Origin of the sequence: Kitasatospora misakiensis (assembly GCF_042656005.1) — a bacterium.
GTDB lineage: Bacteria > Actinomycetota > Actinomycetes > Streptomycetales > Streptomycetaceae > Kitasatospora > Kitasatospora misakiensis.
Map to the genome: position 1 here is coordinate 1 of NZ_JBHSOF010000053.1, position 13,114 is coordinate 13,114.

Sequence of the window (13,114 nt, forward strand, 5' to 3'; positions counted from 1 at the left end):
CGATGCACGCACCCCAACGCCGCCCCGCCCGCCCTCCGGGCGGACGACGGGGGTTTGAAGACGGGCCCTAGCCGAGGTGGTGGCCCAGCCACTCCAGGGTGGCCGGGAGCTCGCGCACCCAGCTCTCGAAGTTGTGGCCCCCGTCGTCCAGGTACAGCGACTCGACCTGGAACTGCGGGTTGCCGGCCGCCACCTGCTGGGCCAGCTCGACGAACTGGACGGTCTGCGGGTAGTCGGCCTCCTTGCGGGTGGAGACCACCAGCATCGACAGCGCCGGGGCGGGCAGGTTCTGCAGCCGCCAGGTGAGGTCGCTCTGCTCGGTCAGCGTCCGGTCCCCGCCGAACAGGCTGCCGCCGGTGAACTGGTCCTCGACGACCTTCACGTCGCCGTGCAGCGCGGCCGTGACGCCGAACACGTTCGGGAAGCGCATCGCCAGCCGCAGCGCGCAGCTGCCGCCGGTCGAGTAGCCGAAGACCGCCCAGTCGGCGGGGGAGCGGCCGATCCGGTAGGCGGAGTGCAGCGCCTCGGGGACGTCCTTGGTGAACCAGGTCTCGGTGCGCGGCCCGCCGGCGACGTCCACGCACTCGGTGTTCCGCGGCGGGGTGAGGGTGGGGCGGGAGAGGACCACGATGGTCGGCTGCATCTTGCCGGCGCGCTGGAGCTCCACCGCCTGCTGGACGACCGGCAGCTCCTTCATCAGGTTGACGGTGATCCCCGGGTAGCCGGCGACGGCCAGCAGGACCGGGAACCGGGTCAGCGCGAGTTTGGGGTCGAAGTACTCCGGAGGCAGATAGACGAACATCTGATCGGACAGTCCGGTCTCCTTTCCGTTGACCCGGACCGACTCGACCCTGCCGACCTCCTCGGGTGCCCCTTTGGGAAGGTCCCCGACGGTCTCCATACCGCCCTCGTTGGTCGGCTGGACCAGTTCGGCGCCGGCCGGCGCGCCGCCCTTGTGGTTCTCGTTGCTGGTGAGGGCGAGCTTGGTGCCGCCGGAGCCGAGCAGGTCGTCCCATGAGGTGTAGAACCCGAAAGAGTTGTTGACGCAGAGCGCCAGCACCGCCAGCACCGACACCTGAGTGACCGTCATCAGGCCCACCCGGCCGAGCACCGGCAGCGGCCGCTGCCGGGCCAGCCGGGGCCACAGCCACAGGGTGATCACGAGCGCCGCCGAACCCAGGGCAAGCAGCGAGTTCATCAGCGCGTCGCTGGTCAGTTCCATGCAGTCGGCCTTCCGGTGGGGCACTGTCGGTGCAGGCTTCATCGTCTGGCGGTACGTCAGCCCGGGCCACCGCGGATAGGCTGTCCGGACGCCGGGAAGGGTCCGGGAGCCCGACGGCGCTCGTGCGCAACCGACGCCCTAAAATGCGGCGTCCACCGTACGTAGCACGTACGCGGGGGCTCGTCGCGCCACGCGGCGAGGGGCTCCCGGCACCCACCCCTCGGCTCAATTCGCAGCGTCCCCAGGGCGCCGGTTTACCCTTCGTTGCCGGTTCCTTGGTGTGCGTCTTGCCAGATGAAGGAAAACGCATGAAGGTCCATCACGGCTCCCACCCCGGAGTGACGGGACACCCCGCGACAGCCTCTACGCTGAACCCCCATGAGCGTTCCCGTGTCCGTTGAGTCGAGCCCCGAGCAGCCGCAGCGCCGTCGCGGCCTGCAGACGCTTCGTACCCAAGCGGCCGCCGTTCCGAGGGCCTGGCTCCCGGGTGCGGTCGGCTATGCCTGTCTGCTGATCGGACTGGTCGACATCGCCAGCGCGGTGTTCCCCAAGCTCCGGCACACCAAGGTGCACACCTTCGCCGGGCAGCTGCCCGGCGGCACCACGACGCTGGCCGCGGCCGGCACCCTGATGATCGGCCTGCTCCTGGTGCTGCTCGCGCACGCGCTGCGGCGCCGCAAGCGGCGCGCCTGGCGGGTGGTCTGCGTGCTGCTGCCGGTGGGCGCGGCGCTGCACCTGCTGCGCTGGCACCAGCTCGGCCCGGCGGTCATCTCGCTGGTGCTGTTCGCGGTCATGCTGGTCCACCGGCGCGAGTTCTACGCCAAGGCCGACCCGCGCACCCGCTGGCGCGCGGTGGTCAACCTGGTCGTGATGGGCACCGTGAGCGTGCTGATCGGCCTGCTGATCGTGAGCACCCGGACCAAGTACGAGCTGGGGCACCCGGGCCTGTACCAGCGGCTGGAGCACGTCCTCTACGGGCTGTTCGGCTTCGAGGGCTCGGTGCACTACAACTCGGACCGGATGGAGGACCTGGTCGGGTACCTGCTCGGCGCGATGGGTCTGATCACCGCCCTCACCACCACCTACCTGGCCCTGCGGCCGGAGAAGCCGAAGCCGGAGCTGACCGCCGAGGACGAGGTCAAGGTCCGGGCGCTGCTGGAGCGGCACGGCGAGCGGGACTCGCTCGGCTACTTCGCGCTGCGCCGGGACAAGAGCGTGCTGTTCTCGCCGACCGGCAAGGCGGCGATCTCCTACCGGGTGGTCTCCGGCGTCATGCTGGCCTCGGGCGACCCGGTCGGTGACGTCGAGGCCTGGCCGGGCGCGATCAAGGTGTTCATGGCCGAGGCCCGGGAGCACGCCTGGGTGCCGGCCGTGATGGGCTGCAGCGAGGTCGGCGGCGAGGTCTGGACCCGCGAGGCCGGGCTGGACGCGCTGGAGCTGGGCGACGAGGCGATCGTCGACACCGCGTCCTTCTCGCTCTCCGGGCGGGCCATGCGCAACGTCCGCCAGATGGTCAAGCGGATCGAGCGCAACGGCTACTCCTGCCAGGTCCGCCGGGTCGCCGAGCTCAGCTTGGAGGAGAAGCAGCGGATCGCCGACGCCGCGGCCCGCTGGCGCGGCACCGACACCGAGCGGGGCTTCTCGATGGCGCTCGGCCGGTTCGGCGACCCGGGCGACGACGACTGCGTGGTGGTCACCGCCCACAAGGCGCCGGAGGAGGGCGAGACCGGCGACGACCTCAAGGCCGTGCTGCACTTCGTGCCCTGGGGCGAGGACGGCATCTCGCTGGAGCTGATGCGCCGCGACCGGGCGGCCGACCCGGGCCTGAACGAGCTGCTGATCGTCGCCGCGCTGCAGGCGGTGCCGGCGATGGGGGTGCGCCGGGTGTCGCTGAACTTCGCGATGTTCCGCTCGGCGCTGGCGCGCGGCGAGCGGATCGGCGCGGGACCGGTGCTGCGCGCCTGGCGAGGGCTGCTGGTCTTCCTGTCCCGCTGGTTCCAGATCGAGTCGCTGTACAAGTTCAACGCGAAGTTCCAGCCGGAGTGGGAGCCGCGCTTCCTGGTCTTCCCGAACACCCGGGACCTGCCGCGGATCGGCTTCGCGGCGATGCAGGCGGAGGCCTTCATCACCCTCGGCATGCCCCGCTTCGGCCGCCGGCCGCAGCGCCAGGGGACGCTGGCGGGCGGGGCCCGGCCGGAGGTCACCGAGGCCGCCTGACCCCTGCGGAACGCCGCCGGGCCCCGTCGAGGACCTCCTCGGCGGGGGCCGGCCGGCTTTCCGGGGCGGGGCGCGGGCAGGGCGTGGGGACGGGCTCCGGGCGGCTGCGGGGCGGGTGCCGGGTGGCCGGGTGCGGGCCGCCGGATAATGGGGTTATGAGCAATTCGGTGCCCTACTCGCTGCCCTCCGGACTGCCGCGGCTGGACCGTTGCGCCGTCATGGGCGTGGTCAACGTGACCCCCGACTCCTTCTCGGACGGCGGGCTGTGGCACGACCCCGCCAAGGCGATCGCCCACGGCCTCGCGCTGCGCGCCCGCGGCGCGGACCTGGTCGACGTCGGCGGCGAGTCCACCCGCCCCGGCTCGCAGCGGGTGCCCGAGGAGGAGGAGCTGCGCCGGGTCGTCCCGGTGGTGCGCGAGCTGGCCGCCGCCGGGGTGCTGGTCTCCGTCGACACCATGCGGGCCTCGGTGGCCGAGCGGGCGGTCGAGGCCGGCGCGGTGGTCGTCAACGACGTCTCCGGCGGCCTGGCCGACCCCGCGATGGCCCGGGTGGTGGCCGAGACCGGCGCGCCGTTCGTGGTGATGCACTGGCGCGGGCAGTCCGCCGACATGGACCGGTTGGCCGTCTACGGCGACGTGGTCGCCGACGTGGTCGGCGAGCTCACCGCCCGGGTCGACGCGCTGCTCGCCGCCGGGGTCAAGGAGGACCAGCTGATCCTCGACCCGGGGCTCGGATTCGCGAAGACCGCCGAGCACAACTGGGCGCTGCTCGGCCGGCTCGACGAGCTGACCGCGCTCGGCCGTCCCGTCCTGGTCGCCGCATCGCGCAAGCGGTTCCTGGGTACGCTGCTGGCCGACCCGGAAACCCGGGAACTGCGCCCGGCCCGGGAGCGCGACGACGCCACCGCCGCGGTGTCGGTGCTGTCGGCGCGGGCCGGGGCCTGGGCGGTGCGGGTGCACGACGTGTCCGGGACGGCGGACGCCGTCCGGGTGGTCGCGGCCTGGCAGCGCGCGGCCCGGCAGGGGTGAGCGCGCTTGGCGAAGACGGGAGGGTCATGGCAGGTGACGGCAGGTTGAGCGGGGAGACGGCGGGCCGGCGGTCCGCCGAGGCGGACCGCGAGGCGGTCCTGGAGGCCAACCGGACGCTCTACGAGGCGCTGGAGAACGGCGACCTCGCGGTGGTCGAGGACGCCTGGCTGGGCGCCGCGGAGGCGGACGACAAGGGGGGCGTGGTCTGCGTCCACCCGGGATGGCCGGTGCTGCGGGGGCGGGCGCAGGTGACGCGCTCCTACATGCTGATCATGGCGAACACCGAGTACATCCAGTTCATCCTCACGGACGAGGAGGCGGAGGTGCACGGCGATGTGGCCCTTGTCACGTGCACCGAGAACATCCTTTCCGGCGGCGAGGCGGAGGAGGAGGGCGAGCTCGGTCCGCTGGTCGGCGGAAAGGTCGTGTCGACCAATCTCTTCCGGCGGACGCCGGCCGGGTGGAAACTGTGGTCGCACCACGGTTCACCCGTTCTGACCAGCGCCGACGAGGACGACGAGGACTGATTCCGGGAACCGGCGGAAAACCGGGGGAAATCATCGCCGGCCGGTGGTCGGGGAATTCCCGGCAGGCCACCGAGCGTTCATGTCAATCGCCATTGCGGCGTGCGTGACGACGGTTAGTGCCGGGTAGGACGGTCGGGTGTTGTCGGCGTGCGCGGGTAGATTCGAAAAATCAGCGGCGGGCGCGACGCCCGTCTCCGCCCTGCCCGCCCACCTCGTCCGGGGCGGGGCCCGTCCGACTGGGAGCAGTGATTCGTTTGCTGGACCGCGTCACCCTGCGGGGCCTGCGTGCCCGGGGCCACCACGGCGTCTTCGAGCGCGAACGGGCCGAGGGCCAGACCTTCGTGGTGGACCTGGTGCTGTACCTGGACACCCGTCCGGCCGCCGCCGGCGACGACCTGACCCGTACGGCGCACTACGGCATCGTGGCCGAGGAGGTCACCGCGATCATCGCCGGCGAGCCGGTCGAGCTGATCGAGACGCTGGCCCAGCGGATCGCGGACCAGTGCCTGAAGCACGAGCCGGTGGAGGAGGTCGAGGTGACCGTGCACAAGCCGGACGCCCCGATCACCGTGCCGTTCGACGACGTGACCGTGACCATCCACCGGACCCGCGGGTGATCCGTCCCGCGCGTCCGGTGCCCGCCGCAGAGCGGCCCGTCTCACCCCCAAGGGATAGCGCGATGACCACAAGTGACCCGACCGCCTCGCCGAGCGCCTTCGACCTGGAGCAGCGGGTGGACTCGGTCGACACCACCCTGCACAGCCAGCGCTGCGCCGTGATCGCCCTCGGCTCCAACCTGGGCAACCGCCTGGACACCCTCCAGGGGGCCGTGGACGCCCTCGCGGACACGCCCGGGCTCAAGATCAAGGCCGTCTCCGCGGTGTACGAGACGGACGCCGTGGGCGGCCCCGCGGAGCAGCCCGCCTACTACAACGCGGTGGTGGTGCTCCGCACCTCGCTGCCGCCGCACGACCTGCTGGACCGCGGCAACGCGATCGAGGACGCCTTCGGCCGGGTCCGCGACGTCCGCTGGGGCCCGCGCACGCTGGACGTCGACATCCTGAGCTACGAGGGCGTCGTCAGCGAGGACCCGCGGCTGCTGCTGCCGCACCCGCGCTCGCACGAGCGGGCCTTCGTGCTCGCCCCGTGGCTGGACGCCCAGCCGGAGGCCGAGCTGCCCGGGCACGGGCCGGTCGCGGCGCTGCTGGCGGCGCTCGGCGGCGCGGACGCCCAGGGTGTCCGGCGGCGCGAGGACATCCGGCTGACGCTGCCGGAGTAGGGCCGGACCGCCGGGGCCCGCTCGCTTGCGGCTGGGCCGCTCCGCGTCGCCGCGGCGGGTCGGGGAACTCGGGCGGGGCCGCCGACCGTCCCCATAGGTGTCCGCCCCGGTCCGGGTCCGCTCCGGGCCGGGCCGGGTACGGTGGCCTGACGCCGCCGTACCGGTGACCCCGGGGCGGCCGGTTCCGTCGTCGCCCGCCGCCCGCCGCCCGCCCCCGTCGCCGTCGCTGTCGCCCGTTGCCCGGGAAAGGACCTTGTCCGAGTGAAGCTGCTTCGCCTCCGCCTGCTGGTCGGCATCACCGCCGTCACGACGGCGCTGTCCTGGGCCGGTGCCAAGCTCTGGGCCTCCCTGGACACGCTGCCCGCCGTGCCGGGCGCGGCGCCGGTGGTGCTGGCCGCGGTGGCGGTGATCCTGCTCGCGACCGCGCTCTCGCTGCGCTCGCGGCTGAAGGCGGCGCGGGAGCGGCAGCCCGGGGCGAAGGGGGTGGACCCGCTGGGCGCCGCCCGCGCGGTGGTGCTCGGGCAGGCCAGCGCCCTGGTCTCGGCGGTGGTCACCGGCATCTACGCGGGCGCCGGGATCCACCTGCTGGGCGAGCTGGACGTGCCGGCCCGCAAGGACCAGGCGATCACCGCCGGGTTCGCGGTGCTGGCCGGCGTGGCGGTGATCGCGGCGGCGCTCTGGCTGCAGCACATCTGCAAGCTGCCGGAGAACCACGACGACCCGGGCGCGCACGGACCGGCGGCCACCCACCGCTGACCAGGCAATTTCCGGTGATCTTGAGTGATTTCCCGGACGCCTCCGGTTATTCCGGCACGGTGTCAAGGGCCGAAGCCGACCCTGGGCTGACACGGCCCCAATTCGCACGCTAGTTTCTTGGGCATGTCTCGCGGACGCCACCGTCATTCCTCCGTCCTCGGCCGGGTCTTTCCCCCCACCGCCGCCGGCGTGCTTCTCGTCGCCGCGCTGGGGGCGCTGCTGTTCAGTCAGGACACCGTGCTGGTCCGCTCGGTGGGCGCTGCCGCGGTGCTCGCGACGCTCGGCTTCGCCGTGCTGCTGCGGCAGCGCGACCGGGCCGCCCGGGCGGCGGCCGAGGTCTCCGTGGCGCAGCGGCTGCGGGCCGAGGAGCGGTTCGAGGAGCAACTCGCCGAGGCCGAGTACGCGGCCGAGGTGGCCGAGGAGCGGGCGACCCGCTTCGGGCGGCGGCTGACCGCCGAGAAGTCCCGGCTGGCGAAGGCCGAGACGGAGATGGCCCGGCTGCTCAAGGAGCGGGCCGTGATGGTCGCCGAGCAGGCGCTCAAGGAGGCCGAGGCGGCCCAGCGGGCGCTGGCCGCGAGCCGTCCCAGGTACCCGGCCAGCCCGGCCGCCTACGTTCGGGCCGGGGCCGCGCTGCGGCAGCTGGAGCGGCGGGCGGCGCAGCAGGAGGCGCAGCGCGAGCGGGAGGCCCGGCGGGAGGCGGAGCGCGCCGCCGAGCGGGAGCGCGCGGCGGGTGCGGAGGTCGCGCTGCGGGCGCGGTCGGTGCCCGCGACGACGTCCGCGACCTCCGCAGTGGCGGCCTCGCCGGTGCCCGAGCGGGTCGTGCCGGCGGTTCCGGCTCCGGTCGCCCCCGCGGTGCCCGCGCCCGGGGCGGCGCCGTCCGCGGCCGCCGTCCCGGCTCCCGCCGCCCCGGTCCGGCCGGTGCTGACGGCGACCGTGGGGCAGCTCGGCGGATCGCCCGCCGCGCAGTCGGTGCGGCCGGCCGAGCGGCAGCGCCCGCGGTCGGCGGCGCAGGCGGCGCCGCGTCCCCAGGGCTTCAGCTTCTTCGGGCGGGGCGCCGGCGCGGTGGCCCGGCCGACCGCGCCGACGCCGGCCGTGGGCAGCGTCGCGGAGCTCGGCGAGCGGGCGGACCTGGCCGACGTGGTCGGGGACGAGGTGGTCGCCGCCCAGGCGCAGGCCGAGGAGCGGTCCCAGGCCCAGGCCCAGGCACAGGCACAGGCCCAGGTCCGGACACAGGCGCCGGCCGGTCGTCCGGAGGCCTCCGAGGAGCGGACCCAGGTGCTGCCGCTGGTCGGCGCGACGGCCGGGCCGGAGGTGGTCGATCTGACCCCGCACGACGAGACCGAGCAGATCGAGGTGCCGGAGCTCCGCGCCTCCCGCTGAGGCGGCGCCCGGCGGTCGTCGAGCGGACGTCGAGCGGCGCGGGTGGACGGAGTGCCGTCCCGCCCGCGCCGCTCCGTCGTCCCGCGGGCGCGGTGCCCCGGAACGACGCGGCGCCCGCCCCGCCGGGTGGCGGGACGGGCGCCGGACGGCACCGCAGCGGCGGAGCGTCAGATCTGGACGCCGAAGTCCTGGGCGATGCCGGCCAGGCCGGAGGCGTAGCCCTGGCCGACCGCGCGGAACTTCCACTCGGCGCCGTTGCGGTAGAGCTCGCCGAAGATCATGGCGGTCTCGGTGGCGGCGTCCTCGGAGAGGTCGTAGCGGGCGATCTCGGCGCCGCCGGAGGCGTTCACCACGCGGATGTAGGCGTTGCGGACCTGGCCGAAGTTCTGCGACCGGGCGACGGCGTCGTAGATCGAGACCGGGAAGGTGATCCGGGCGGCCTCGGCCGGCAGCGTGGCGAGGCTGACGTTGATCGCCTCGTCGTCGCCGGCGCCCTCGCCGGTGCGGTTGTCACCGGTGTGGACGACGGTGTTGTCCGGGGTGCTGGTGTTGTTGAAGAAGACGAAGTGGCTGTTGGACAGCACCTTTCCGTCCGCGTTCAGCACGATGGCGCTGGCGTCCAGGTCGAACTCGGCACCGGTCGTGGTGCGGACGTCCCAGCCGAGGCCGACGGTGACCGCGGTCAGGCCGGGGGCCTCCTTGGTCAGCGAGACGTTGCCACCCTTGGAGAGGCTCACTGGCATGGTGTGTGCTGTCCCTTCGATTGCTTGTTGCCGGGGATAACGCGGGAACCGCGAGAGTTGGTTCCGCGCGGCCGGGGCTTTCCGCCGCCGGCACGGCTTCGGGTATTCCCCGTCAGACGCGGCGGAACCTGCCCTGGAGTTCCCAGATGACCGGATTGTCGGCGAGATCCGGGTGCATGTCGAAGAGGTCGGCGAGGGTGTCCTGGAGAAAGTCCCGGGCCTCGCGGCGGAGGTCCCCGTGGCGCACCACGGCGGGCGGCTCGTCCGGCAGCCAGGTGGCGGTGACCTCGACCCAGTTGAAGCGGCGGGCGAACCGCAGCAGCTGGGTGTTCTGGGTGAAGTCGAGGTCGGCGGTCTGCACCCGGGCGGCGCGGCCGCCGGCCGGGTCGCGGTCGAGTTCCTCGACGATGTCGCAGAGCGCCCAGGCGAAGTCCAGCACCGGGACCCATCCCCAGGCTGTGGACAGATCCGCGCCCTCGGCGTCGAGGTAGACGTCGCCGCAGAACAGGTCGTACCGCAGTTCGCGCACGCCGGCGGACCGGTAGTCGGTCTGCGGGGGGTCGGGGAAGCGGTTGGAGAGGGAGTAGCCGAGCTCGATCACACTGGCCATTGTCGGGGTTGCCGGAGCCCGACCGGATAACCGGGTGACCGGGCGCGGTCCGGCGCGGGATGATGGGCGCATGCCTGAGCCCATCCGCGTACGGGGGTCGGTGGTCGTCCCCGACGCCGAGCTCGTCTGGCGCTTCTCGCGTTCCTCCGGCCCCGGTGGCCAGCACGTCAACACCTCCGACACCCAGGTCGAGCTCCGCTACGACCTGGCCGCCTCCGCGGCGCTGCCCGAGGTGTGGAAGGAGCGCGCCCTGGAGCGGCTGGCCGGCCGGCTGGTGGACGGACGGGTGCTGGTGGTCCGGGCCTCCGAGCACCGCTCGCAGTGGCGCAACCGGGAGGTCGCCGCGGCCCGGCTGGCCTCGCTGCTCGGCGAGGCGACCGCGCCGCCGCCGAAGGCGCGCCGGGCGACCAAGCCCAGCCGGGGCATGGTCGAGCGGCGGCTCTTCAACAAGCGGCACCGCTCCGAGGTGAAGCAGGGGCGGCGCTCCCCGCGCGGCGGCGAGTAGGGCGTGATCCGAAAGACACGCCCTGGCGCCGGTCCGGCCGGGCGGCCGGTTCAGCCCAGGGTGCGGTAGCCGCCGCGGAAGTACAGCAGCGGGCGGCCGCCGGGGTCGGGCACCAGGGCCTCCAGGACCCGGCCGAGCAGCAGGGTGTGGTCACCGGCGGCTATCCGCTGCTCGGTGCGGCACTCCACGGTGGCGAGCGCGCCGTCGATCAGCGGGGCCCCGCTGTGCGGGCCGCGGTGGTGCGGGGCGTCGGCGAACAGCAGCCGGTCGCTGAGCCGGCCCTTCATGGCGAACCGCGATCCGAGCGCCTTCTGCTCCTCCGACAGCAGTGAGACGGCCCAGGTGTCGGCCCGGGAGAGCACCTCGTCCATCCGGGAGTCCTCACGGACGGAGATCAGGACCAGCGGCGGCTCCAGCGACACGGAGAGGAAGGACGTGGCGGTCATGCCGACGTCCTCGCCGTCCTCCGGGTCGTGGACGGTCACCAGGCTCACACCGGAGGCGAGCTGGGAGAGCGCCGCCCGGAACTCGTCGGGGGTCGCGTGGGAGGCAGCTTCGGGCTGCGGGGACGGGTACACGTACCGCACGGTAGTCCGCGGCCGGTCGGAACGACATCGGGCCCTGGTCGTAGGACCAGCGGAGCAGCGCGGCTCGGCCCCCGGGGCGGCGGGAAGGTGACGTTTCGCGCCCGACCTCACTCCCAGGAGTGACGGGAAGGGCCTGCCCGGCGGTCAGTCGGCTTCAGTGCGGGGCCCCGGTGACCGACATCGGAAATGTTCCGATGGGGTTTTATGTCCCGTTATGGGGCGGATGAACCGATTAAGGGCGCATTAGCGTCGTGTGATTTAAGTCACAAGTGCTGACCTATTGCTGACCGAGCGTGCCGAACGCTGTGCTCCCTGTGATTCAGTTCTTCTGGCAATCGGACGATAACCAATCAAGACCTATCCGAAGCAGCCGGGGAGCCCCCGCATGGAAGCCGAGTCGGAGCCGTATGTCCGTCTCGCGACCCTCCGCACCTTGCACCGGGTCGTGGCGGACCTCAACGCTGCCCGCAGCCTGGCGGGAACGCTGCAGGCCGTGGTCGAGGGCGCGGTGCACGGGCTCGGATTCGACGCCGCCGCGGTCAGCCTGGTCCGGCCCGACGGCGACCTGGTGGTGGCGGCCGTCTGGGAGCTGGAGGAGAGCGCCATGGGCGGCCCCTCCGTCCTGCTCGGCCAGGTCGGCTCCCGCGAGTCCTGGGACCGGCTGCTCGGCGTCAGCGACCACTGGGGCACCCTGCGCTTCCTCCCCTACGACCGCGGCTGGGCCGTGGCCAGCGACATCCCGCGCTGGATCGGGGACGGCCCGATGCCCGTCTACGCCAACGACTGGCACCCCGCCGACGGCCTGCTCGCCCCGATGTACAGCGCCGGCGGCGACCTGCTCGGCGTCCTCTCGGTGGACCGCCCGCGCAGCGGCAAGCGCCCCGGCGCCTGGACCCGCGAGGCCCTGGAGATGTTCTCCCTGCAGGCCTCCATCGCGATCGGCAACGCCCGGCTGCGCGCCGAGATGCAACGCGCGCTGGCCCGCCTGGAGAAGGAGCAGCAGGCCCTGCGGGCCAGCGAGGAAAGCTTCCGCCAGGCCTTCGAGTACGCCCCCAGCGGGATGGCCATCACCGAACTGCACGGCGCCGGGCGCGGCCAGCTGACCAGGGTCAACGACGCGCTCTGTCGCCTGCTCGGCCGCCCCCGGGCGGTGCTGCGCCAGCAGAGCTTCGCCGACCTCGTCCACCCCGACGACCGGGCGCTGCTGGAGCGCACCAGCGCCGAGAGCGGCCGGGCCGAACTCAGGCTCTCCCGCCGGGACGGCGGCTACCAGTGGGTCTGCCTGCGGAACTCGATCGTGGCCGACGCCGCCGAGGGCCCGAGCTTCCTGCTCACCCACGTCGAGGACATCGAGGACCGCAAGCGGCACGAGCTCCAGCTCGCCCACCGGGCCAGCCACGACGCGCTCACCGGCCTGCCGAACGGGGCCGAGCTCAAGGCCCGGCTCGGCCGCCGGCTCTGCGGCCAGCCGCAGGCGGTCGCCGCCGGGCACCAGGCCGGGCCCGCCGACACCGGCCACGGCGGCGCCGGGTACGCGACCGTGGTCCACCCGGAGGCCGGGCACGCGGAGGACGGCTTCGGCGGATATCCGGAGAACCTGTTCGGCGACCTCCACCGGGCGCACGGCGGGTACGGGAGCGCCGACCCGGCGCACGGCTACGGCCTCGCGGACGGCTACCCGGCGGTGGCCGGCGCGCCGGGCGGGCTGAACGGGCCGGGCGGGCCGAACGGCTACGGCGACCGCGACCATGTGCACGCCGTGGTGCCGGCCGACCACGGCCCGGGCGGGGAGATCTGGTCGGGCCCGTTCCGGTCGAGCCCCGCGACCACCGTCGAGAAGGGGCTCGCGGTGCTCTTCTGCGACCTCGACGGCTTCAAGTCGGTCAACGACCGGTTCGGGCACAACGCCGGCGACGCCGTCCTGGTCGAGGTCGCCCGCCGGCTCAGCGCCGCCGTACGGGACGGCGACACGGTGGCCCGGCTCGGCGGCGACGAGTTCGTGGTGCTGGCCGACGGCATCGGCCGCGACGAGGCGAAGGACCTCGCCCACCGGCTGCGCAACGCGATCATCCCGCCGATGCGGATCGACGGCCGGGCGATGCGGGTCGGCGTGAGCCTGGGCATCGGCTGGGCCGGCTGCGGGATGAGCACCGAGGAGGTCCTGCACACCGCCGACGAGCGGATGTACGACGAGAAGCGGGCCCGGGGCGGCGCGGTGCGCGGCGCCCGCGGCGAGCGCTCGCACCGGCGGGCCGGCTAG

The 13,114-nt window shown here is 73.7% G+C and carries 13 protein-coding genes; 9 read left to right on the forward strand and 4 right to left on the reverse strand.

Translation table 11 applies throughout. The features are described from left to right. Window positions 1–67: 67 nt before the first annotated feature. Window positions 68–1,222: an alpha/beta hydrolase gene (locus tag ACFP3U_RS30170; protein ID WP_380228900.1), complete on the reverse strand. Its 1,155-nt coding sequence runs from the start codon at window positions 1,220–1,222 to the stop codon at window positions 68–70. Window positions 1,223–1,600: 378 nt separating this feature from the next. Between ACFP3U_RS30170 and ACFP3U_RS30175 the strand changes: the two genes are divergently transcribed. From ACFP3U_RS30175 to ACFP3U_RS30205, 7 genes are all read left to right on the forward strand, one after another. After that, window positions 1,601–3,439 carry a phosphatidylglycerol lysyltransferase domain-containing protein gene (locus tag ACFP3U_RS30175; RefSeq protein ID WP_380228901.1) on the forward strand — a complete coding sequence of 613 codons (1,839 nt, stop codon included), beginning with the start codon at window positions 1,601–1,603 and terminating at the stop codon, window positions 3,437–3,439. Window positions 3,440–3,594: 155 nt separating this feature from the next. Beyond that, window positions 3,595–4,467 carry a dihydropteroate synthase gene (gene folP / locus ACFP3U_RS30180; protein WP_380228902.1) on the forward strand — a complete coding sequence of 291 codons (873 nt, stop codon included), beginning with the start codon at window positions 3,595–3,597 and terminating at the stop codon, window positions 4,465–4,467. A 26-nt stretch (window positions 4,468–4,493) separates the two neighbouring features. Beyond that, a complete protein-coding gene (locus ACFP3U_RS30185) occupies window positions 4,494–4,994 on the forward strand; it encodes a nuclear transport factor 2 family protein (RefSeq protein WP_380228903.1) in 501 nt (166 codons plus the stop codon). Window positions 4,995–5,251: 257 nt separating this feature from the next. Beyond that, window positions 5,252–5,611 carry a dihydroneopterin aldolase gene (gene folB, locus ACFP3U_RS30190; RefSeq protein ID WP_030309935.1) on the forward strand — a complete coding sequence of 120 codons (360 nt, stop codon included), beginning with the start codon at window positions 5,252–5,254 and terminating at the stop codon, window positions 5,609–5,611. A gap of 62 nt (window positions 5,612–5,673) precedes the next feature. Continuing rightward, window positions 5,674–6,273 (forward strand): 2-amino-4-hydroxy-6-hydroxymethyldihydropteridine diphosphokinase, encoded by a 600-nt coding sequence (gene folK, locus ACFP3U_RS30195; protein WP_380228904.1) that lies wholly within the window; start codon window positions 5,674–5,676, stop codon window positions 6,271–6,273. Between the two features lie 261 nt (window positions 6,274–6,534). Beyond that, window positions 6,535–7,029 (forward strand): DUF3180 domain-containing protein, encoded by a 495-nt coding sequence (locus ACFP3U_RS30200; protein WP_380228905.1) that lies wholly within the window; start codon window positions 6,535–6,537, stop codon window positions 7,027–7,029. A 123-nt stretch (window positions 7,030–7,152) separates the two neighbouring features. Beyond that, entirely contained in the window at window positions 7,153–8,409 is a 1,257-nt protein-coding gene (locus tag ACFP3U_RS30205) for a hypothetical protein (protein ID WP_380228906.1), read from the forward strand. Between the two features lie 167 nt (window positions 8,410–8,576). On the opposite strand, the gene ACFP3U_RS30210 is transcribed toward ACFP3U_RS30205, so the two are convergent. Together ACFP3U_RS30210 and ACFP3U_RS30215 are read right to left on the reverse strand one after the other, a co-directional pair. Further along, window positions 8,577–9,152 carry a TerD family protein gene (locus ACFP3U_RS30210; RefSeq protein WP_380228907.1) on the reverse strand — a complete coding sequence of 192 codons (576 nt, stop codon included), beginning with the start codon at window positions 9,150–9,152 and terminating at the stop codon, window positions 8,577–8,579. Between the two features lie 112 nt (window positions 9,153–9,264). Further along, a complete protein-coding gene (locus tag ACFP3U_RS30215) occupies window positions 9,265–9,762 on the reverse strand; it encodes a hypothetical protein (protein WP_380228908.1) in 498 nt (165 codons plus the stop codon). 70 nt (window positions 9,763–9,832) lie between these two features. On the opposite strand from ACFP3U_RS30215, the gene arfB reads away from it, so the two are divergent. After that, window positions 9,833–10,267, forward strand: coding sequence for an alternative ribosome rescue aminoacyl-tRNA hydrolase ArfB (arfB, locus tag ACFP3U_RS30220; protein WP_380228909.1), 435 nt, complete (start codon window positions 9,833–9,835; stop codon window positions 10,265–10,267). A 50-nt stretch (window positions 10,268–10,317) separates the two neighbouring features. Here the strand turns inward: arfB and ACFP3U_RS30225 are convergent, their stop codons facing one another. Beyond that, window positions 10,318–10,845 (reverse strand): flavin reductase family protein, encoded by a 528-nt coding sequence (locus ACFP3U_RS30225; RefSeq protein ID WP_380228910.1) that lies wholly within the window; start codon window positions 10,843–10,845, stop codon window positions 10,318–10,320. A 394-nt stretch (window positions 10,846–11,239) separates the two neighbouring features. Between ACFP3U_RS30225 and ACFP3U_RS30230 the strand changes: the two genes are divergently transcribed. Beyond that, a complete protein-coding gene (locus ACFP3U_RS30230; protein WP_380228911.1) occupies window positions 11,240–13,114 on the forward strand; it encodes a GGDEF domain-containing protein in 1,875 nt (624 codons plus the stop codon).

Bases quoted from the DNA above. Each gene is read 5' to 3' on its own strand.
- ACFP3U_RS30170 (WP_380228900.1), bottom strand. From the start codon at position 1,222: ATGGAACTGACCAGCGACGCGCTGATGAACTCGCTGCTTGCCCTGGGT.
- ACFP3U_RS30175 (WP_380228901.1), top strand. From the start codon at position 1,601: ATGAGCGTTCCCGTGTCCGTTGAGTCGAGCCCCGAGCAGCCGCAGCGC.
- folP (WP_380228902.1), top strand. From the start codon at position 3,595: ATGAGCAATTCGGTGCCCTACTCGCTGCCCTCCGGACTGCCGCGGCTG.
- ACFP3U_RS30185 (WP_380228903.1), top strand. From the start codon at position 4,494: ATGGCAGGTGACGGCAGGTTGAGCGGGGAGACGGCGGGCCGGCGGTCC.
- folK (WP_380228904.1), top strand. From the start codon at position 5,674: ATGACCACAAGTGACCCGACCGCCTCGCCGAGCGCCTTCGACCTGGAG.
- ACFP3U_RS30205 (WP_380228906.1), top strand. From the start codon at position 7,153: ATGTCTCGCGGACGCCACCGTCATTCCTCCGTCCTCGGCCGGGTCTTT.
- ACFP3U_RS30210 (WP_380228907.1), bottom strand. From the start codon at position 9,152: ATGCCAGTGAGCCTCTCCAAGGGTGGCAACGTCTCGCTGACCAAGGAG.
- ACFP3U_RS30215 (WP_380228908.1), bottom strand. From the start codon at position 9,762: ATGGCCAGTGTGATCGAGCTCGGCTACTCCCTCTCCAACCGCTTCCCC.
- arfB (WP_380228909.1), top strand. From the start codon at position 9,833: ATGCCTGAGCCCATCCGCGTACGGGGGTCGGTGGTCGTCCCCGACGCC.
- ACFP3U_RS30230 (WP_380228911.1), top strand. From the start codon at position 11,240: ATGGAAGCCGAGTCGGAGCCGTATGTCCGTCTCGCGACCCTCCGCACC.